This window comes from Flavobacterium sp. Sr18 (assembly GCF_011064265.1).
In the GTDB taxonomy this organism is placed as follows: Bacteria; Bacteroidota; Bacteroidia; order Flavobacteriales; family Flavobacteriaceae; genus Flavobacterium; species Flavobacterium petrolei.
In genome coordinates this window covers 1784515-1805368 of the sequence record NZ_CP049329.1, presented here as the reverse complement: position 1 = coordinate 1805368, position 20854 = coordinate 1784515, and the positions used below count along the sequence as shown (strand labels likewise).

Here is a 20854-nt window from a genome sequence, read left to right as displayed (position 1 = left end):
AACACTTGCTTTTTAGCCCCGATAAAAGTGGAAATCCTTTCTAGTTCTGAACTTGTTTCAGGATTCTGAAACAAGTTCAGGACTAGAAAGATTGAAACGGATAGCGGGATTAGCTCCTGAAATAAATTGAGAATAAATCTAAAAAATTATTAATTTTATGAAAAATATTTAGACATGGATTTGAGCTATTGGGAATTAAAAAACTGGTTTACTGATGTCGATTATACCATCGTAGGAAGCGGTATTGTTGGCTTGCACGCTGCATTGCGCTTACGAGAAAGATTCCCGGACAGCAAAATTCTGGTATTGGAAAAAGGAATGTTGCCGCAAGGTGCAAGTACTAAAAATGCTGGTTTTGCGTGTTTTGGAAGTCTTTCAGAAATTATAGACGATTTAAAATCCCACTCGGAAGAAGAAGTAATTCATCTTATCCAAAAACGTTGGAAAGGATTGCAATTGTTGCGAAAAAGACTCGGTGATGACACGATAGATTTCAAACCGTATGGCGGATATGAGTTATTTTTAAAAGATGATGAGAGTTGTTACAGTGAGTGTGTCGGGAAATTACCGTTCATCAATGAAATTTTAAGACCACTTTTCAAAGCGGATGTTTTTGCCAAAGAAGTAGATCGTTTTGGATTTGGCGGGATACAGGAATATTTAGTTTTCAATCCATTTGAAGCACAGATTGATACCGGAAATATGATGCAGGCGTTATTGAAAGAAGCGGTTTCTAAAAATATTTTAATTTTAAACCAACAAACTGTTACCTCTTATTTCGACAAAGGAAATGGAGTGGAAGTGGAAGTGGCGCTTGGCGATTTCATCTTTAGCAGTAAAAAAATACTGTTTGCGACGAACGGTTTTGCAAACGGATTGACAAATGTAGCTGTTAAACCGGCCAGAGCACAGGTTTTAATCACGGAACCTATTAAAAATTTAGACATAAAAGGGACTTTTCACTTAGATCGAGGGTATTATTATTTTAGGAATATTGGAAACAGAATACTGTTGGGCGGAGGAAGAAACCTGGATTTTGAGACGGAAAACACAACCGAATTTGGACAAACAGAAATCGTCCAAAAAAAATTGGAACAATTATTAAAAGAAGTAATTTTGCCGAATCAGGATTTCCAGATTGCACACCGTTGGAGCGGGATTATGGGTATTGGCAACAGCAAGAATCCTATCGTTTCACAACTGTCCGATAATGTCTACTGTGGCGTGCGATTGGGTGGAATGGGAGTGGCAATAGGAAGTTTGATTGGAACAGAATTAGCAGATTTAGTATAATGGCAACGAAAATAACACCAAGAAAATCAAGACAACCCGTTAAAAAAGAACCGACCTCTTTTATGAGCAAACTAACCCGTTTTTTATTCAAAGCATTGCTATGGTTCTTTGGACTCTCTTTATTTTTTGTGGTATTTTTTAAATTTGTCCCCGTTCCGTTTACACCTTTAATGGTTATTCGGGCGATTGAAAATAAAGCTGCCGGGAAAGAAGTTTTTTTCAGCCACGACTGGGAACCAATTGAAAATATCTCGATGAATCTTCAAAAAGCCGTAATCGCCAGTGAAGATGGAACGTTTTTGAAACACAATGGTTTTGATTTTGTTGCGATGCAAAAAGCGTATAAAAGCAATGAAAGAGGTCGAAGAATAAAAGGAGGAAGCACCATATCACAACAAACCGCCAAAAATGTTTTTCTTTGGCAAGGCCGAAGTTATTTGAGAAAAGGACTTGAAGCTTATTTTACGGTTCTGATTGAAATTATTTGGGGTAAGGAACGCATCATGGAAGTGTACTTGAATAGTATCGAAATGGGAAATGGTGTTTATGGAGCGCAAGCGGCTGCAGAACATTGGTACCGAAAAGATGCATCGAGTCTTACACCGATACAGGCAGCTGGAATTGCTGCGATATTACCCAATCCAAGAAAGTATTCAGCGACTAGTTCTTCTTCATATATCAATAGACGAAAAGCTAAAATTGTGCGCGTGATGCGAACTGTTGGTAAAATAGATTATTCGAAATAGTTGTCTTTGATTATAAAAATAAAAAAACCGTAAACTCTTACTTAAAAGATTTTACGGTTTTGTTTTGTGGAGAATATCGGATTCGAACCGATCACCTCTTGCCTGCCAGGCAAGCGCTCTAGCCAAATGAGCTAATCCCCCAATATTATTTATAAAGTAATTAAGAACTTCGAACTAGTCGCCCTCACGAAAAATTTCGGGATACTCTAGCCAAATGAGCTAATCCTCCAACCGTGTTCGCAAATATAACATATAAATTTTCCAAAAAGCAAATTTCAAATTACAAATCTATTCTATTTGAAAAAAAGCCAAATCCTACTTTACTTTTTTTAACTTTACATCAAAATCCCCGCTATGGTATCAGAAAACCCAACAGGTTCGCTCTTCACAACAATCGAAAACAAAATCGCAACCCTTTCATTTGGTCATCCTTCGAGCAATTCTTTTCCCAGAGAATTGTTAGATCGTCTAACGAATGAGTTCGCTGTTTTGAGTTCAAACCCAGCTGTTTCGGTGATTGTTATTCAAAGTGAAGGCTCGGGAGCTTTTTGTGCAGGCGCTTCTTTTGATGAACTTTTGGCCGTTTCGGATGAAGCTGCAGGAGCCCATTTTTTCTCTGGATTTGCACATTTAATCAATGCCATGCGTTTGTGTTCCAAGCTTATTGTGGGCCGCGTTCACGGAAAAGCAGTTGGCGGCGGCGTAGGAATTGCATCCGCTTGTGATTACACCTTGGCCACAAAAAATGCTTCCATAAAATTATCAGAATTAGCGATCGGAATTGGTCCCTTTGTGATTGAACCCGTTGTTTCTAAAAAAATCGGAAAGACGGCAATGGCCGAAATGACGCTCGCAGCTCACGAATGGAAAACTGCTGATTGGGCCGCAGCCAAAGGATTGTACGCCAATACTTTTGAAACCATCGAAGAATTGGACTCCGCAATAGCTGATTTCAGCACTAAATTTTCCAGTTATAATCCCGAAGCTTTATTGGAAATGAAAAAAGTGTTGTGGGAAGGAACGCAACATTGGGATACATTATTGTTGGAACGCGCCGCTATTTCGGGTAAATTGGTGTTGTCTGATTTTACCAGAAAAGCGTTGTCCCAATTCAAAAAGTAATTTTTTCAGGATTAATTCTGAATTTTTTTCAGGAGCTATTTCCTGCTGTTCACTATATCTTTTTACACGATGAAGAAAAATCACCTTATAAAAAGGATGCCTCCCGAAGCTTCGGGATCATGAGGGCTAGAACATTTGGGAACTATCAAATTCAGATTATAAACAAAATAATTCCATCCTATCTCCCTCCCTTTTGGAAAGGATTGGGAAGGGGAAAGATTTACATCTCATTTCTCATATCAATTTGCTAAATTTGCATCAAAATTAAACTCCGATGAGCAATATCAGAATTACAAAACAATTTAGTTTCGAAACCGGACACGCCTTATACGGTTATGATGGGAAATGTAAAAATGTTCACGGACATAGTTATAAATTGTCAGTAACAGTAATTGGAACTCCAATTACGGATCGTTCCAATGTAAAATTTGGAATGGTGATTGACTTCACGGATTTAAAGAAAATTGTAAAAGAAGAAATTGTAGATCAATTTGACCATGCGACAGTTTTCAACGGAACAACGCCGCATATCGAATTGGCAAATGAATTAATGACCCGCGGACACCACGTTATTTTGGTAGATTACCAGCCAACGAGTGAAAATATGGTAGTAGATTTTTCTCAAAGAATTATCAATAGATTACCACAAGGAATCACTCTTTTTTCCCTAAAACTGCAAGAAACCGAATCTTCTTTTGCAGAATGGTTTGCCAGTGATAATATGAAATCCATACTGTAACTTCATGCAATTACCCCATAACAAAAAAATATATTTCGCCTCCGATCAGCATTTTGGCGCACCAACACCTGAATTGAGTTTTCCGAGAGAACAAAAATTTGTGGCCTGGCTCGATGAGGTAAAAGGCGATGCCGAAGCTATTTTTCTATTGGGCGATTTATTTGATTTTTGGTTCGAATATAAAACCGTAGTCCCAAAAGGATTTATTCGTGTTTTAGGTAAACTCGCCGAAATCCGAGACAGCGGAATCCCTATTTATTTCTTTGTGGGAAACCATGATTTATGGATGGCCGATTATTTCCAGAAAGAACTGAATATTCCTGTGTTTCATGACAATCAAGAATACACTTTTGGAGATAAAACATTCCTTATTGGCCACGGAGACGGAAAAGGTCCGGGCGATTTAGGATACAAACGCATGAAAAAGATATTTACAAATCCGTTTTTCAAATGGCTTTTTAGATGGCTTCATCCGGATATTGGCGTGAAACTGGCGCAATATCTTTCCGTAAAAAATAAGCTGATTTCTGGTGATGAAGATGTAACTTTTCTTGGCGAAGACAACGAATGGCTAATTCTCTATTCCAAAAGAAAACTGGAAACCAAACACTACAATTACCTTATTTTTGGACACCGCCATTTGCCTATGAAAGTTACCGTAGGAGAAAATGCCGAGTATGTGAATCTGGGTGACTGGATTACGTATTTTACCTATGGTGTTTTTGATGGCGAGAATTTTGAGATTAAAAAGTATTAATCCCTAATTCATTCCTTCTCCATACAAATAATCATCCAGATTTATTTTAAACAAAGTGCCTTCCACCAAGTCTTTTACGGCATCTAATTCTTCCATGGAAACGGCTAAGTCAATTTGGGAACAAGGCGTTTTTAGTAAAAATTTGTAGCATTTATTTTTCAGTTCACAATCGTCGCAGCATTTATTTTGCATATAGCTGTCTTCAATACAGCGCTTAAATAGTTGCAGTTCCTGTTTGGTAAAATAAAAACCCATTTCTCTAAAAACAAGTTGGACTTTGTCCAGTACGAGATCATTGTCCTTTCTCCAGTAAAAAGCAGTGCCTAAATTGTTATGATATATTTGTTTTATTTCTTGCATGTGTCATCAATTTGAAACAAATATAAGTATTATTTATATTTGTTCTAAATAATAAAACATAAAAAAGAAATAAAAAAAGTCGGTAAGTAATCTTGAGATTAATTTACTGAAAGATAGTAAAAAGTGTTTTTTCTAAAAAAAAACTATTTATTACTCGCTCTTTTCGTGTTCCTCAACATCTTTTTGTAAGTCCAGTTTTCTAAAAGTAGGCGATACGGCTCCGGTAATAAATACGGTAATCAATGTCATGCTTCCGCCAAAGACCACTGCGCTAACAGTTCCCATCAGTTTTGCGGTTAATCCACTTTCAAAAGCTCCTAATTCATTAGAGGAACCCACAAAAATTGAATTCACAGCCGCAACACGGCCGCGCATGTGATCCGGGGTTTTAAGCTGCAAAATAGTTTGGCGTATCACCACCGAAATCCCATCGAAAACACCGCTAAAAAATAAAGCTGCAACGGACAACCAAAAAATAGAAGAAAGTCCAAAAACGATAATACAAATCCCAAACGCAAAAATAGCCGACAACAATTTCATGCCCGCATTTTTAGTAAAAGGAATATAAGCTGAGATTATTAACATCAAGAAAGCGCCAACAGCCGGAGCGGCTCTCAAAACACCAAATCCCTTTGGTCCCACTTTCAAGATATCTTGTGCAAAAATGGGTAACAACGCAACGGCTCCACCAAAAAGAACAGCAATCATATCCAGTGATAAAGCGCCTAAAATAGTCTTATTATTGAACACAAATTTCACTCCTTCTTTCAAGCTTTCCATAATGGGTTCGCCAATCTTTGGATTCAAAATAGGCTTAGTTGCAATTTGGGTTAAAGCAATCAACGCCAAAATTGAACATCCTAAAACGATGGACATAGACCAATGAACACCAATCCAATTAATAGAAAAACCAGCTACTGCAGGACCTAAAACCGAACTTATTTGCCAAACGGAACTGCTCCAAGTGGCAGCATTGGGATATAATTTTTTAGGAACAATTAACGCTAAAAGAGAAAATATCGTCGGGCCAAGAAAAGCACGTACCAATCCTCCTAAAAATACGAAAAAGTAAATGGAATATAAAATAGTTTGGGTAGAAAAGTCTTTGATGAAAGGGGGCCACGTGAATAAGAACAAACCCAAACTGATGATTGAAAAACCTAAAATACATTTGAAAAGCAATCCTTTTTTCTCCTTTTGGTCCGCAATATGTCCAGCAAACAAAGCCATCGAAATTGCCGGAATGACTTCCATTAATCCAATGATTCCTAGCGATAATGGATTCTTGGTCAAACTGTATACTTCCCATTCAATGACAATAAACTGCATTGACCAACCAAAAACCATGGCAAAACGCAATAATAAAAAAATATTAAATTCTTTATAACGGAGTGCTGAATACGGGTCATTTTTTTTCATAGCAACAAAATCATTGTTTGATATCTCGCAATCGCAATTGCAAACTTAATTTACCCTTCCATTCGTTTTCATCGATGCAATACACTGCTTGAAAAGGTTTTTGATGCGTAGTCAGCTCGATTTTGTTTCCCAAATTAAACCCAATTGCAGCGATGCCTTCGGTCCCGGGGCTTCGGGATTGTTTGACAAAAAGTTTTAGATGTTCGTCTTCTTGCCCCATAGGTTTTCCATAACCAGTGTCTTTGATGTTTTTAGTCAGGAAAATTGGAGTCATATTTTGTGGTCCGTACGGTTCAAATTGTTTCAGGATTCGGATTAATTTTGGTGTAATATCCGCAAAATCAATTTCGGCATCAACGGCAATTTCTGGTGTCAACATATCGGGATGAATGGTTCTTTCGACTTCTTTTTCGAAAGCATCTTTGAAGATTTGGTAGTTCTCTTCCTTCAATGTCATTCCTGCAGCATACATGTGACCACCGAATTGTTCCAAATGTTCGGTACACGCTTCAAGCGCATTATACACATCGAACCCTTTTACGGAACGAGCTGAAGCGGCATATTTATCCCCACTTTTGGTAAAAACAAGTGTCGGACGATAATAGGTTTCAATCAACCGGGAAGCGACAATTCCAATCACTCCTTTGTGCCAATCTTCTTGAAAAACTACAGAGGTAAAACGTTCTTTTTCGTTGTTTTCCTCAATTTGTTTTAATGCTTCTTTGGTGATTAATTTGTCTAAATCTTTTCGCTCCGAATTATAAGCCTCGATTTCAGAAGCAAATTGTTGGGCTTGCTCAAAATCAAATTCGGTTAATAATTCCACTGCATGATTTCCATGCTTGATACGTCCGGCGGCGTTTATTCTGGGTGCGATGATGAAAACAACATCGGTAATGTCTAAGGTTTGTTTTTTTATTTGGTGAATGATAGCTTTAATTCCTGGTCTTGGGTTAGAATTAATAACTTGCAATCCAAAATAAGCCAGCACCCGATTTTCTCCGGTCATTGGGACGATATCAGCAGCAATCGCAGCTGAAACTAAATCCAAATACGGAATCAAATCATCGATAGTTTCATTTCGGTTTTGGCCCAAAGCCTGAATCAATTTGAAACCTATTCCGCAACCGCACAATTCATCATAAGGATAGGTGCAATCGTCTCTTTTTGGATCGAGAATGGCAACGGCTTCGGGTAAGAATTCTCCCGGCCTATGGTGGTCACAAATGATAAAATCGATGTTTTTTGCTTTGGCGTACCCCACATGATCGATAGATTTTATACCACAATCCAAAGCAATAATAAGCGAAAATCCATTGTCATCAGCAAAGTCAATTCCTTTAAATGAAATTCCATAGCCTTCGTCATAACGATCCGGAATGTAGGTCGCCACGTTTGGGTAATACGTTTTTAAATAGGAAGAAACGAGTGAAACTGCCGTGGTTCCGTCTACATCATAATCACCAAAAATGAGAATATTTTCCTCATTTTCAATTGCTTTTTCAATTCGGGCGACTGCTTTTTCCATGTCTTTCATCAAATATGGATCGTGCAAATCTTCTAAACTCGGGCGAAAAAACCTTCTGGCATCTTCAAATGTTTCAATACCGCGTTGCACTAATAAAGTGGCCACAAAATCTTCTACATTCAGCGCTTTCGCCAAATGTTGTACAGTCTCCTCGGAAGGTTTTGGTTTTAAGGTCCAACGCATATTGATTTGGTATTATAAAATTTAGGAATTCGAAAAGGGAACCACCGCTAATTCGCTAATTATGTCTGTCGATTTATAATAGGAATTAGCATTTTAACAATTTTTATTTTTTCAACACTAAAGCACTTCCGTAAAAGGCAATTCCATCCCAACCGGTTTTTATGAAATTACGAATATTTTGATGATCAGTTCCGTTTGGATTTTGTAAAACATCTTCGTAATAATAGGCTCCAAAACAGGCTAGTGTTTCTGCTTCTGATAAGTTTTGAATTTCGGCGAACGAAAATAATTTACAAGATCCTGAATTTTCTCCTGCTGCATTGTGTTGCAAACCATTCTCAAATGCTGTGGGTGTAAAGTCGTAGTTTTCTTCGATAGTAGCAATGGTTTCTGAAAACACTATCGCTTCAGGTGTTTGTTTTAATTTCTCTAAGAAAGCGGCTATAGTCATATTGATTTTCATTGTTTAGAATTGTGAGGCAATTGTTTTCGCGGCAAAAATAGCGCCATCCATATAACCAGGGTTTTGATTGGCTGTTTCAGCTCCGGAAACATATAATTTTTCGTTTAGTAATGGTGTTTTGAAAAGGGAATGTCCGTTGTTTTGGTGCGCTAATACGAGTTGTTCATACGGCTGAAATGTAAGTGGTTCTTCCCGCCAAACGTTCTCATAATAGCATACATAATCGGTAGCTTCTGGCCCAAAGAAAGCCGTTAGTTGCGCTATTACTTTTTCTTTGCGTTCTTCAAAAGACAGGACTGCGGTTCCCCCATTTAGGAAACCTTTCAATGCAAAACCGGAATTATCGGCGGTGCTGTGGTCGTACATTTCCTGAATAATACTGGCTTGACTGAATAATGTTCCAGAATAGTTATTCTGTTTCCAAAAAGGAGTTTTATATTCCACAGCGAATTTTATGGATTCTCCCATCCAAGTATGCGTTTTCTTCGCTAGTTGTGTGAAATTGTCGGGTAATTTGGGTTCAAAAATCACCGAGTTTACAAACAAATTGGGTGGAATAGTGCTGATTACTTTATCGGCTGAATAAGTGTTTCCGCTTGAATCCGTGACTATTAATTGATTATTTTGTTCTTTTATTGCGACTATTTTGGTTTGTGTTTTAATATTTTGCATCCCAATCTCAGAGACCAATCTATCAATTAGTGCTGCCGTTCCGCCCTCAATGCGAAAAGAAGGTTCTTCGGAATCTGATATTTCAAATTTCTGTGGCGGTACAAAAGACATTGTTTCAAATAATGAAATGCCCTTTGTATGTTGTCTAAAATAGGGGAGTTCTAAAGTATGAAGTACTTCTAAAAGATGTTTATGTTGATTTCCGAACCAAGTCGCGCCCATTTCCATTGTGACAGCTGTTGTTCCGGTTATGGTTTTTATGCGGCCTCCAATTCTGGTATTAGCTTCTAATATCAGAACTTCTATTCCCTTTTTTTGCAGTAAAAAAGCAGTGTAGAGTCCACAAAGTCCCGCACCGATTACAATAACTTTTTCCTTTTTCATGATTATTCTTCAGCTGAGAATTTAGATTTTTTAGGTTCTTTTGTTATTGGTTTTCCACCTACAACCACAACAATCTCTCCTCTCGGAGCTATTTTTTCAAAATGAGTCAAAACTTCTCGTACCGTTCCTCTAACATTTTCTTCATGTAGTTTTGACAATTCTCTACAAACACAAATCGGTCTGTCTTCACCAAAATAAGTAATGAATTCCGCTAAAGTCTTCACTAATTTATGCGGTGAAACATATAAAATCATCGTTCTGGTTTCTTCGGCTAAGGCCAAATAACGGGTTTGTTTCCCTTTTTTGTCAGGCAAAAAGCCTTCGAATACAAATTTATCATTGGGCAAGCCACTGTTCACTAATGCAGGTACAAATGCGGTTGCTCCAGGCAAACATTCTACTTCAACTCCATTTTCAACACAAGCGCGGGTTAATAAAAAGCCTGGGTCCGAAATAGCAGGTGTCCCTGCATCCGAGATTAATGCGATATTTTCTCCAGCTTTTAAACGAGAAATTAAATTCTCAACGGTTTTGTGTTCGTTGTGCATGTGATGGCTGTACATGTGGGTGCCAATTTCGAAATGCTTTAACAATTTTCCACTCGTACGCGTATCTTCAGCGAGAATCAAATCGACTTCCTTAAGAATCCGAATGGCTCGAAAAGTCATGTCTTCAAGATTGCCAATAGGCGTAGGAACGATGTATAATTTTGACATAGATAAAATAATTAAATACAAATTTTATAGGAAATCTGTATTTGTTCAAATGTATATTCAGAAAAAGTTACAGGAAAGTTACAAGAATTTTTTCTCTATAATATCCATGAAACGTTCCTCATAATCTTGTTTTCCTTCCCAATTGTTGTAATCTGGTTTTACCATTTCCTGTACAAAATCTCGGGTTTCGTAGAAAGTGTCAAACGTGATAAGTTGGCTTAAAACACGGTTGTAATCCTCGCTGCTGTTTCCAAAAAGATGTTTTATAAAGGCCAAACGATCATTCAAATCGATGTTAATCCCTTTGGCTAATTTATCATTCAAAGAAACTGTTTTTGGCTCCGCTTTTTCAGCAGATTCTGCTGAAACATTTTCTAATTTTGGCTCTTCAGCAGGTAACACTTCTTTTGGAGTTTCAATAACTATTGCAGTGGGAATATTATCGACTTGCTGTTTTTTTACAAAAAGTGTATCGTGGTAATTGCCACCTAATAAATCTTCAAAAGAGATTTGTACGGCTTCTGTTTTCTTTGGTATTTCCAGCTCGGCCTGCACTTCTTTTTCCTGTGATAATTCGAAAGCAGGTTCAAAAGGCGCTTCAGGCTCTTCTGTTTCTTCTTCTATTTCCATTTCTGTGTTCGCAACTGTTTCTTGTTCTACCACAGTCTTTTCCTCTTCCTCGCTCGCGTCAAGTATTTCTTCTGTTTGTTCCAAAGGCATTTCATCTGCATCTTCAGCAACAGTTTTCTCAGTGATTGTTTCTTCCTCTTGAATTTCCTCAGTTACCATTTCTTCTTCCTCGGCAGCACTCTCTTCCTCTATGGTAACAGTTTCTTGTTCCTCTGAAGGAGTTGTTTCTTCTGTTTGTTCTAAAGTAGTTTCAGCAACTTCTTCCACAACAGTTTCTTCAATTACAATTGCTGCTTCTGGTTGAGTCGACTCGGTTTTATCGTAAATAGTTTCTATTTCTTTGCTAATTTCCGTTACACCAATAGTTGGTTTTGCTTCACTAAAATGTTCGTCCACAAATCGTAAGACAGAAAGTTTTTCATATAACTTCTGTGTTTCCAGATATAATTGATTGATGTCAGATTTATTTTTTAGCTGTAATATTCTGTGTGCAATGCTGATTAAATCGGCTTCCAATTTTTTTTTCATAACTGTTGAAATTATAGGGTGTTAGGCGGGGCTTTTTTGATGCGTTTTTGTATTACCTTTTATATCGCCTCCAGAAAAGGGATTCTTTGTGCACGCGATTTTTATTTTTTTAAATAAGTGCTCGCAAATCTCCGATTTGATATAAATTTTATACTTTTGAAACGACGTAAAAGTATAAAATTTTTAAGTCGGTTTGTCTATTACAAAGTAATAAAAACTATTCATTTTTTAAGTCAGAAAAATACAAAATGTTTCTCGAAAATACAGTAAATCATAAAGAACAATTTGGTTGGATCGAAGTCATTTGTGGCTCCATGTTTTCGGGTAAAACCGAAGAATTGATCCGTCGTTTGAAAAGAGCGCAGTTTGCCAAGCAAAAAGTCGAAATTTTCAAACCGGCAATCGATACACGCTATGATGATGAAATGGTGGTGTCTCATGACGCCAATGAAATCCGTTCCACGCCTGTTCCTGCTGCCGCAAATATTGCTATTTTGGCGCAAGGTTGTGATGTGGTAGGAATTGACGAAGCGCAGTTTTTTGATGACGAAATTGTCAAAATTTGTAATGATTTGGCGAATCAGGGAATTCGGGTAATTGTTGCCGGATTAGATATGGATTTCAAGGGAAATCCTTTTGGACCAATGCCCGCATTAATGGCAACTGCCGAATATGTTACCAAAGTGCATGCCGTATGTACCCGCACCGGCAATCTCGCTAATTATAGCTTCCGAAAAACCGACAATGACAAACTCGTTATGTTAGGAGAAACAGAAGAATATGAACCGTTGAGTCGTGCCGCGTATTATCATGCGATGCGGAAAGATCAGGAGAAGTAAATCCTCTCCCCTCCCGACGCTTCGGGACTCTCCGAAGGAAAGAGAGCCGGAACTGGATTGAAATATAAAAATATAAAACCCTTTCGGAGTTCTAAACTCGGAAAGGGTTTGTCTTTTTATAAAATCATTTTTTTGGATTGCTTTAAAGAAAAACTACACAATAAAACATATAATCTTTAAGGATTATCAATCATTTTTTTATGATTCTTGATTCATCTCTAGGGCACTTTGTATACCAATTTTTATAATTGTTTTTAAATCATTTGAAGTATTTATAAATTCAATTCTGTCGAAGAATGATTCGGGACCTAATTTTAAATAGAGAAATCCAAATATCTGTTTAGCGCAAAAAGTAGCCATTGATTTAATATCAGCTAAATTTATTTTTATCTTTTGTTCTTTAGCAAGAGATGTTTCAATTAATTTTAATATTTGTTCCCCAATTTCTTTATTACTAATTATTGGGCCATATTGGTTTAATACTATTGTTTTCATTTTTACCAATTAATTTTAATTTTACTCAAATCACCTTCATTATGATCCTCAATATCACTTAATGTGATTGGTTTCAATAAAGGTAAGGATAAATATATTATTGTTCCTTTCCAATATCCACAACTATTTGTTAATTCTTTTCCAAAGTCATTTTTAAAACTTGCTCCCTCAGAATAAATATGAAATCTTCCATTTGTTTTTGTTGCAATTTGATTCAAAATCCATAATCCATAACCCATATGATTTGACATTTTTTTTGAAGTTATACCTTTTTCAACAGCTTTTTTTAATTTATCTGATTTACTTATAATTGATTCATCTAAGACCTTATTTAAGGAAGTTATTATTCCATTTCCTGTGTCTGCACAAACTATTTCAATCTGGTTTTTATTACCTTCTGCAACTAAAATTGAGTTAGTATCATCAATGGCATGTTCCCAAAAATTCAATAAAATTTCAGATAAGCACAAAAAAATCATTGAAACAACTTTTTCATTTTCTTGATAATAATTTTCTATTTTAGGAAGAAAATTATTTTTCAATGCAGTTTCAGAGTAATCATTAGAGCGAAGTAATGCTTGAGGTGCAATAATGAATTTTTCATCAACTTTTACTTCTAATTTTTTATAACCTTTTTCTGAAATGTCCTTATTAGATACAAAAGAATATATTAAATCTGTAAAACCATACTTTTCCCATTGTTGTTCCACATATTTATTTACAATCATTTCGGGTCTCCTAAAACAATTATTTTTATAGGTATATTCAATGAATTTATAATTCATTAAAATGCCAAGTAAAGAAGTTTTTGTAACTTTAGTTAAGTCAATTTTAACATTGGAAATACTTTTGTTTTCCATTTTAAAAGCATCTTCTAAGTTTGCCAGTAAAGTTGTAAAATTATTTGGTTTAATAATTTTTGGAAATTCAAATCTTATCATTCTCTAAAAATCCCTTCCATTTTCGTAAATAATTCTGTTTCCCTTCTGTAGTCTTTTGTTCTATAATTTGTTAATACTGTTTTAAAATAATCATTAATTTCATTTATGAGATATTGTTCCTTTTTACTTAAATATAGTTTATTTTGACCAACGTAAGCTTGAATGTCTTGAATGTCGATTAAGAATAAATTGTTTTCATTTCTGCCATCATAAAAAAGTTAATTTATCTTGGAGCTGATAAATTTTTTCAAATATTTCAATTCTTCTTTTTTCTTTTAATGTGAAAGAAAAAATTTTCTTTTCTTTATTTTTTAATTTGTGATCTGATAATATATTTACTAAACTCATTAATATGTTGATAATCATAAAAATCAACAGTGCAATGGATAATTTATTATTGTTATCAACGTTGTTAGAGAATTTACCAATTAATTCTTGTAATACACCTATGTCATTCATAAAGATATGTTTGTACAATATTAATTTTTTATTTTAACTTAGCAGTTATTTTTTTTAAAACTTCGGAAATATTTGCGTTTAGTATTGTCACACAATCAAAAATGTAATTCCAAATCCGTAATTATTTACATCTTTTTTCTCATTCTCGCTACCGGAATATCGAGTTGTTCCCTGTATTTTGCGATTGTTCTTCTGGCAATTGGATAGCCTTTTTCTTTAAGAATTTCGGCCAATTGATCATCCGGAAGTGGTTTTTTCTTGTCTTCTTCTTCAATGGTATTCTGAAGAATTTTTTTGATTTCCAATGTCGAAACATCTTCGCCTTGATCATTTTTCATCGCTTCCGAGAAGAATTCTTTTATCAGTTTAGTACCATAAGGCGTTTCCACATACTTGCTGTTTGCTACGCGTGAAATCGTAGAAATATCAAGACCTACCATATCAGCAATATCTTTCAGAATCATCGGTTTCAACTTGGTTTCATCACCGTCCAAGAAATATTCTTCCTGATAATGCATAATAGCATTCATGGTTACAAAAAGCGTTTCCTGACGTTGTCGTATCGCATCGATAAACCATTTAGCCGAATCCAGTTTTTGTTTGATAAACTGCACCGCATCTTTTTGTTGCGCTGATTTATCACGGGAATCTTTGTAGGTTTGCATCATTTCCTGATAATCTTTAGAAACGTGCAGGGAAGGAGCATTTCGTCCGTTTAAGGTCAATTCCAGTTCACCGTCCACAATTCTGATGGCAAAATCAGGAACTACATTTTCAGTTACTTTGTTGTTTCCAGTAAACGATCCGCCTGGTTTTGGATTTAGTTTTTCTATTTCGTGAATGGCTTTTTTAAGTTGCTCATTCGAAACATTGTATTTTTGTAATAGCTTATCGTAATGTTTTTTGGTAAAAGCATCAAACTGATTTTCTATAATATCAGTGGCTAATTCCACGTATTCTGTTGGTGTTTTGTGTTTCAATTGCAACAATAAACATTCTTGCAAATCACGTGCTCCTACGCCGGATGGTTCGAGTTCATGAATCACCTGCAGCATTTTTTCCACCATCTTTTCGTCGGTGTAAATACCTTGTGTAAACGCCATGTCGTCTACCATATCTGGAACGCTTCTGCGGATATAGCCCATGTCATCAATACTTCCTACTAAAAATTCAGCAATTTCACGCTCTTCATCATTCAGGATAAAAGTATTCAACTGATTGATTAAATCCTGATGAAAACTCACCGGTGCTGCAAAAGGCGTTTCGCGATCATCGTCATCATCGCTATAATTGTTAGCCTGTGTTTTATAATCTGGCGTTTCGTCGTTGCTTAAATATTCGTCAATATTGATGTCTTCTGCGTCAATACGCTCTGATTCGGCATCATCATAATCGTCATAATCTTCGTTTTCGAACTCATCCTTTTCATACTCATCTTCTTCTTTTCCGGCTTCCAAAGCTGGATTTTCGTTCATTTCTTCCAATAAACGTTGTTCGAAAGCTTGCGTAGGCAATTGAATTAACTTCATCAGCTGAATTTGCTGTGGAGATAATTTCTGGGATAATTTTAAATTTAGAAATTGCTTTAGCATTTTTATTGTTTAAAGTTTAAGGTTTAAAGTTTAAGGTTGCTGAATTTTCAACAACTTTAAACTTTAAATCTGAAACAAATTTTTAAAATTCCGCATTCATAGGTGTTCTTGGGAAAGGAATTACATCACGAATATTAGTCATTCCTGTTACAAATAACACCAATCTTTCGAATCCAAGTCCAAAACCAGAGTGAACCGCTGAACCGAATCTTCGGGTATCTAGATACCACCATAATTCTTCTTCATCAATTCCTAAGGCTTTCATTTTTTCAACCAAAACATCAAAACGCTCTTCTCTTTGAGAACCTCCCACGATTTCTCCAATTCCAGGGAAAAGGATGTCCATCGCGCGAACTGTTTTTCCGTCTTCGTTCAAACGCATGTAAAATGCTTTGATATTTGCTGGATAATCAAACAAGATTACCGGACATTTAAAGTGTTTTTCTACCAAGTAACGTTCGTGTTCTGATTGTAAATCAGCACCCCATTCGTTAATAATATAGTTGAATTTTTTCTTTTTATTTGGCGTACAATCTCTTAAAATGTCAATTGCTTCGGTGTATGAAACTCGTTTGAAATTGTTTTCTAAAACAAAGTTCAGTTTGTCGAGCAAAGCCATTTCGCTTCTTTCAGCAACTGGTTTTGATTTCTCTTCATCCAATAATCGTGTTTCCAAGAATTTCAAATCCTCCGGACATTTGTCCATCGTGTATTTGATTACATATTGAATAAAATCTTCGGCCAAATCCATATTATCATTCAAATCATTGAACGCCACTTCCGGCTCAATCATCCAAAATTCTGCAAGGTGACGAGAAGTATTCGAGTTTTCAGCTCTAAAAGTTGGTCCAAAAGTATAAATCTGACCCAAAGCCATCGCAAAAGTTTCTCCTTCCAGTTGTCCCGAAACCGTTAGGTTCGTTTCTTTCCCGAAGAAATCTTCTTTGTAATTCACTTTTCCGTCTTCAGTTCTTGGTGTTCCGTCAAATGGCAAAGCAGTAACTTTAAACATTTCACCAGCACCTTCAGCATCCGATCCCGTGATAATTGGCGTATTCACATACACAAAACCTTTTTCTTGAAAATAGCTGTGAACCGCGTATGATAATACTGAACGCACTCTCATTATGGCTCCAAACATATTGGTACGAACTCTCAAATGCGCATTTTCACGCAAGAAATCCAAGCTCGGTTTGTTTTTTGGTTGTATCGGGAATTTCTCTGCATCTGAATCTCCAAGGATTTCAAGTTTAGCCACCTGAATTTCAAATTTCTGTCCGGCACCTTTACTTTCCACCAAAGTTCCTGTTACAGATATTGCGGCTCCAGTCGTAATTCTCTTCAAAGTCTCGTCTGGCGTGTTCTCAAAATCGACAACGCATTGTATATTATCAATGGTCGAACCATCATTTAAGGCAATAAATTGATTGTTTCTAAAAGTTCTCACCCATCCTTTTGCATTTACTTCATGAAGCGTTTTTGTGCTGTTTAGTAAGTCTTTAACTTTTGTATGTCTCATTTTATGTATATAATTGATATTAAAAATTGTCTCGTGACTGAACTGCAAATATAAATGATTTGTTTGAAAAGTCATTGTAAGAAATAGGGTAATCAGGAGCTATTTCCTGCTATTCGCTATATCTTTTACTTTTTAAAGAAAAAAGTAAAAGGATGCCGCTGTTATCAGGGCTAGGTTGTGGTGGAATTTTAGGTTTTCAAACAAAATTAGAAGCTGTCTCAATAAAAATCGACAGTATAAACAAAAGACTGCAGGTATAAATATTTTAAAAACTTGACAAACCTACTAACAGTTTGTATTTTTGCCCTATGAACGACAATTTTGTAACAGAGTATTTTGGCATTGGGATTCAAAACGGTAAAACTCCTGAGAATTTGGGTGTATTATGGCGCACAGCACAAAATCTTGGTGCAAGTTATATTTTTACAATTGGTAATCGGTATGCTAAACAGTCTTCCGATACGCATAATGCCGTAAAGTCAATTCCTTATTTTCACTATGAGTCGTTTGAAGACTTCTATAAAAACTTGCCAAAAGGTGCCCGATTAGTAGGTGTCGAATTAGATGAAAACGCAACTGATTTAGAAACTTTTGAACATCCAAGACGTTGTGTATATCTATTGGGCGCTGAGGATAGCGGGCTATCAAAAGCAGCTATTGCAAAATGTCATTACCTCGTAAAATTCAAATCCGAGAAAAGTTTGAATGTTTCTGTTGCAGGAAGTATTGTTCTTTATGATCGGGGACTTAATAAACCCAGATCTTAAAAAAACAGTTTATTATATTCTATTTTAAATCTAATCCTGTCAGGATACAAAAACATGACAGGATTGGAAAGATTATATTATAATAGCGACTAATTATCCAATTTTTTCTTTTCTAAATCATCAATTTCGGCATCGCTTGGTTCGATGATATCTATTTTCGGTTCTATAAAATCTTGTTCGTTGGCCAGTGTTTTATTCAAGGTCAGTACCAAAGCTGGCAGCAACATTAAATTTGATAGCATTCCAAACAATAATGTTAACGAAATCAATCCTCCAAGTGCAATTGTACCTCCAAAACTGGACAACATAAACACCGAAAATCCAAAGAACAACACGATAGAAGTATAGAACATGCTCAAGCCGGCATCCGTAAATGTGGCGTAAACCGATTTGCGGATTTTCCAGTTGTTTTTCTTTAATTCCTCACGGTATTGAGACAAGAATCGAACGGTATCATCCACCGAAAGTCCAAATGCAATTCCAAAAACCAATATCGTCGATGGTTTCAGTGGAATGTCCAGAAATCCCATGATTCCTGCAGTTAACATTAACGGCAGTAAATTTGGAATGATGGAAACCAGTACCATTTTGAACGAGCGGAACATAAAACCAATCAAAAGCGCAGTCAAGAAAAAGGCAAATGCCAGCGACGAAAGTAAGTTGTCCAGGAGGTATCCTGTTCCTTTCTGAAAAACCAAAGCTTTTCCGGTGATAGTGACTTTATATTGATCTGGCGGGAAAATTTTATCGGCTTTCTTGCGAATTTCGGCTTCAATTTTGGCAATATTATCGCCGTTTTCATCGCGCATAAAAGTCGTGATTCGGGCAAATTGTCCCGTGGAATCCACGTAACTTTTCATCAGATTGTCTTTCGAATTTTTTGTGGCATTTTTAGCATAAGACAAAATAAACGACTGTTCTTGTGAACTTGGTAAATCGTAATAATCGGGGTTTCCGTTGTAATACGCCTGTTTGGAATATTTTACCAGATTCACAATCGAAATAGGTTTTGATAATTCCGGAATTTCGTCAATGGTTTCCTCCAGTTCGTCCATTCGCCTCAGCGTAGACAATTTCATGACTCCTTTTTTGCGTTTGGTGTCAATCATAATTTCCAGCGGCATAACACCATCAAATTCTTTTTCGAAGAAAACAATATCTTCAAAAAAGGCTTCTTTTTTAGGCATGTCTTCAATCAAACTGCCGGAAATACGCATTTCGTAGATTCCTACAATGCTTATGACAAGCAAAACAATCGAAACGACATAAATTGAAAACCGATTGTATTTTACGTTTCTCAGAATCCAATCCATGAAGACCTTCACATAATTACGGTCTAAATGCTCGATGTGACGTTCTTTTGGTGCCGGAATATAACTGTGAAAAATAGGGATGACAATGATACACAAAAAGAAAAGTGCCATAATATTGATGGAAGTCACCACACCAAATTCTAATAATAATTGATTGTTTGACGCCACAAATGTAGCAAAACCTATCGCAGTGGTAAGGTTTGTCATCAAGGTTGCCATTCCTACTTTGGTGGTGACGCGCTGCAATGCTTTGGCTTTATTGTGGTGAATTTTATATTCCTGATGGTATTTATTGGTCAGGAAAATACAATTCGGAATCCCGATTACGATGATTAATGAAGGAACTAAAGCCGTTAAAACCGTGATTTCGTAATTCAATAATCCTAAAAATCCAAACGACCACATCACGCCAATAATAACAATAATCATTGATATTAATGTCGCTCTAAAACTTCTAAAAAAGAAAAAGAAAAGCAATGAAGTGACTAATAATGAGGCTCCAATAAAGATGCTAATTTCATCGGTGATGGTTTTTGCATTCAGCGTTCGGATGTAAGGCATTCCTGAAACGCGCAGGTCGATTCCAGTTTCTTTTTCGAATGTTTCGACTGCGGGAATCAATTTATCAAGGACAAAATCTTTTCTGGCTGCCGTGTTTACAATTTTCTTATCCATGTAAACAGCAGAGCGAATGCTTCCCGATCTTTTGTTGAAAAGCAATCCTTCATAAAAAGGCAAATCATTGAAAAGTTCTTTTTTTATTTTTTGAAGATAGGCCGGGTCAACAGTTTTGCTTTGGTCCACAAAAGGAACCAGTTCAAAGGTTTCCAACGAATCATTTTTTTGTAATTTCTTTAAGTCATTTAACGAAACCACTAAATCAACCGCTTTGTCTCCTTTGAGGGTATTCATCATTTTACTCCAGGAAGCATAGGCTTTTGGGGTAAATATGGCGTCGTCTTTTACACCGATAATGACCAGATTTCCTTCTTCACCAAATTTGTTCAAAAAGGCGTTGTACTCAATATTTACAATATTATCATCCGGCAATAAATTGGCTTCGGTAAAAGTGAAGTGGATATTTTTCCATTGCAGTGCTAAAAGCGCAGTTATCACAACAATAATGGATAACATTAAAATTCTATTTCTAAGGACAATTCGGGCTATTAATTCCCAAAATCCTAAACTGAACCACTTGATCATATTTCCTGTTTAACGGCGGTAAAGGTAGTTAAAACCGCTATAAATCATTTGTTTTAACGGAAACTTTTTAGAAGTATATGCCAATATTAACGCAACTTTATTTTATTTGCAATTAAATATTTTTTTGAGATATAATTGATACATTTGAATTCTCATCGTGATGGTTCACAGTTGAAAATGCTGACA

General features: G+C 36.1%; 20 protein-coding genes and 1 tRNA gene. 7 read left to right on the top strand and 14 right to left on the bottom strand.

Annotated features, from left to right (window positions below; translation table 11 throughout):
- Positions 1-174: 174 nt before the first annotated feature.
- Both G7A72_RS08010 and mtgA read left to right on the top strand, forming a co-directional pair.
- Positions 175-1293 (top strand): FAD-binding oxidoreductase, encoded by a 1119-nt coding sequence (locus G7A72_RS08010; protein ID WP_165152085.1) that lies wholly within the window; start codon positions 175-177, stop codon positions 1291-1293.
- Positions 1293-2039: a monofunctional biosynthetic peptidoglycan transglycosylase gene (gene mtgA / locus G7A72_RS08005; RefSeq protein WP_165152084.1), complete on the top strand. Its 747-nt coding sequence runs from the start codon at positions 1293-1295 to the stop codon at positions 2037-2039. Before G7A72_RS08010 ends, mtgA begins: the two co-directional genes overlap by 1 nt.
- 67 nt (positions 2040-2106) lie before the next feature.
- Here mtgA and G7A72_RS08000 read toward each other — a convergent pair.
- Positions 2107-2180 (bottom strand) — tRNA-Ala (locus tag G7A72_RS08000).
- A gap of 213 nt (positions 2181-2393) precedes the next feature.
- Here G7A72_RS08000 and G7A72_RS07995 point away from each other — a divergent pair.
- The 3 genes from G7A72_RS07995 (at position 2394) to G7A72_RS07985 (ending at position 4657) form a co-directional block, all read left to right on the top strand.
- The gene (locus tag G7A72_RS07995) at positions 2394-3161 is read left to right on the top strand and encodes an enoyl-CoA hydratase/isomerase family protein (RefSeq protein WP_165152083.1); all 768 of its coding nucleotides are present in this window, start codon (positions 2394-2396) and stop codon (positions 3159-3161) included.
- 274 nt (positions 3162-3435) lie between these two features.
- Positions 3436-3900 carry a 6-carboxytetrahydropterin synthase gene (locus G7A72_RS07990; protein WP_113634136.1) on the top strand — a complete coding sequence of 155 codons (465 nt, stop codon included), beginning with the start codon at positions 3436-3438 and terminating at the stop codon, positions 3898-3900.
- Between the two features lie 4 nt (positions 3901-3904).
- Positions 3905-4657 carry a UDP-2,3-diacylglucosamine diphosphatase gene (locus tag G7A72_RS07985; RefSeq protein WP_165152082.1) on the top strand — a complete coding sequence of 251 codons (753 nt, stop codon included), beginning with the start codon at positions 3905-3907 and terminating at the stop codon, positions 4655-4657.
- Positions 4658-4660: 3 nt separating this feature from the next.
- On the opposite strand, the gene G7A72_RS07980 is transcribed toward G7A72_RS07985, so the two are convergent.
- The 7 genes from G7A72_RS07980 to G7A72_RS07950 form a co-directional block, all read right to left on the bottom strand.
- Positions 4661-5017, bottom strand: a complete 357-nt coding sequence (locus G7A72_RS07980) for a hypothetical protein (RefSeq protein WP_165152081.1) — start codon at positions 5015-5017, stop codon at positions 4661-4663.
- 150 nt (positions 5018-5167) lie between these two features.
- Positions 5168-6436 (bottom strand): MFS transporter, encoded by a 1269-nt coding sequence (locus G7A72_RS07975; RefSeq protein WP_165152080.1) that lies wholly within the window; start codon positions 6434-6436, stop codon positions 5168-5170.
- Between the two features lie 10 nt (positions 6437-6446).
- Positions 6447-8147 (bottom strand): single-stranded-DNA-specific exonuclease RecJ, encoded by a 1701-nt coding sequence (recJ, locus tag G7A72_RS07970; protein WP_165152079.1) that lies wholly within the window; start codon positions 8145-8147, stop codon positions 6447-6449.
- A gap of 103 nt (positions 8148-8250) precedes the next feature.
- The gene (locus tag G7A72_RS07965; protein ID WP_165153709.1) at positions 8251-8598 is read right to left on the bottom strand and encodes a HopJ type III effector protein; all 348 of its coding nucleotides are present in this window, start codon (positions 8596-8598) and stop codon (positions 8251-8253) included.
- A 15-nt stretch (positions 8599-8613) separates the two neighbouring features.
- On the bottom strand, positions 8614-9666 hold the full coding sequence (locus tag G7A72_RS07960; protein WP_165152078.1) for an NAD(P)/FAD-dependent oxidoreductase: 1053 nt from the start codon (positions 9664-9666) through the stop codon (positions 8614-8616).
- A gap of 2 nt (positions 9667-9668) precedes the next feature.
- Positions 9669-10382, bottom strand: coding sequence for a 16S rRNA (cytidine(1402)-2'-O)-methyltransferase (gene rsmI / locus G7A72_RS07955; protein WP_165152077.1), 714 nt, complete (start codon positions 10380-10382; stop codon positions 9669-9671).
- A 78-nt stretch (positions 10383-10460) separates the two neighbouring features.
- Positions 10461-11540: a hypothetical protein gene (locus G7A72_RS07950; protein ID WP_165152076.1), complete on the bottom strand. Its 1080-nt coding sequence runs from the start codon at positions 11538-11540 to the stop codon at positions 10461-10463.
- Between the two features lie 248 nt (positions 11541-11788).
- Between G7A72_RS07950 and G7A72_RS07945 the strand changes: the two genes are divergently transcribed.
- Entirely contained in the window at positions 11789-12379 is a 591-nt protein-coding gene (locus G7A72_RS07945) for a thymidine kinase (RefSeq protein ID WP_073352621.1), read from the top strand.
- Positions 12380-12577: 198 nt separating this feature from the next.
- Here the strand turns inward: G7A72_RS07945 and G7A72_RS07940 are convergent, their stop codons facing one another.
- The 5 genes from G7A72_RS07940 to asnS all read right to left on the bottom strand — a co-directional run bounded on the left by G7A72_RS07940 (position 12578) and on the right by asnS (position 17385).
- Positions 12578-12874, bottom strand: a complete 297-nt coding sequence (locus tag G7A72_RS07940) for an STAS-like domain-containing protein (RefSeq protein WP_165152075.1) — start codon at positions 12872-12874, stop codon at positions 12578-12580.
- Between the two features lie 2 nt (positions 12875-12876).
- On the bottom strand, positions 12877-13815 hold the full coding sequence (locus G7A72_RS07935) for an ATP-binding protein (RefSeq protein ID WP_165152074.1): 939 nt from the start codon (positions 13813-13815) through the stop codon (positions 12877-12879).
- A 207-nt stretch (positions 13816-14022) separates the two neighbouring features.
- Positions 14023-14274, bottom strand: coding sequence for a hypothetical protein (locus G7A72_RS07930; RefSeq protein ID WP_165152073.1), 252 nt, complete (start codon positions 14272-14274; stop codon positions 14023-14025).
- A 125-nt stretch (positions 14275-14399) separates the two neighbouring features.
- Complete coding sequence (rpoN, locus tag G7A72_RS07925; RefSeq protein ID WP_113664931.1) at positions 14400-15866, bottom strand: RNA polymerase factor sigma-54; 1467 nt, start codon at positions 15864-15866, stop codon at positions 14400-14402.
- Between the two features lie 82 nt (positions 15867-15948).
- A complete protein-coding gene (gene asnS, locus G7A72_RS07920; RefSeq protein ID WP_121364246.1) occupies positions 15949-17385 on the bottom strand; it encodes an asparagine--tRNA ligase in 1437 nt (478 codons plus the stop codon).
- A 308-nt stretch (positions 17386-17693) separates the two neighbouring features.
- Here asnS and G7A72_RS07915 point away from each other — a divergent pair, with 308 nt between their 5' ends.
- Entirely contained in the window at positions 17694-18152 is a 459-nt protein-coding gene (locus tag G7A72_RS07915) for an RNA methyltransferase (RefSeq protein ID WP_113664933.1), read from the top strand.
- A gap of 89 nt (positions 18153-18241) precedes the next feature.
- Here G7A72_RS07915 and G7A72_RS07910 read toward each other — a convergent pair whose 3' ends face one another.
- Entirely contained in the window at positions 18242-20668 is a 2427-nt protein-coding gene (locus G7A72_RS07910; protein WP_165152072.1) for an RND family transporter, read from the bottom strand.
- Between the last annotated feature and the right edge of the window lie 186 nt (positions 20669-20854).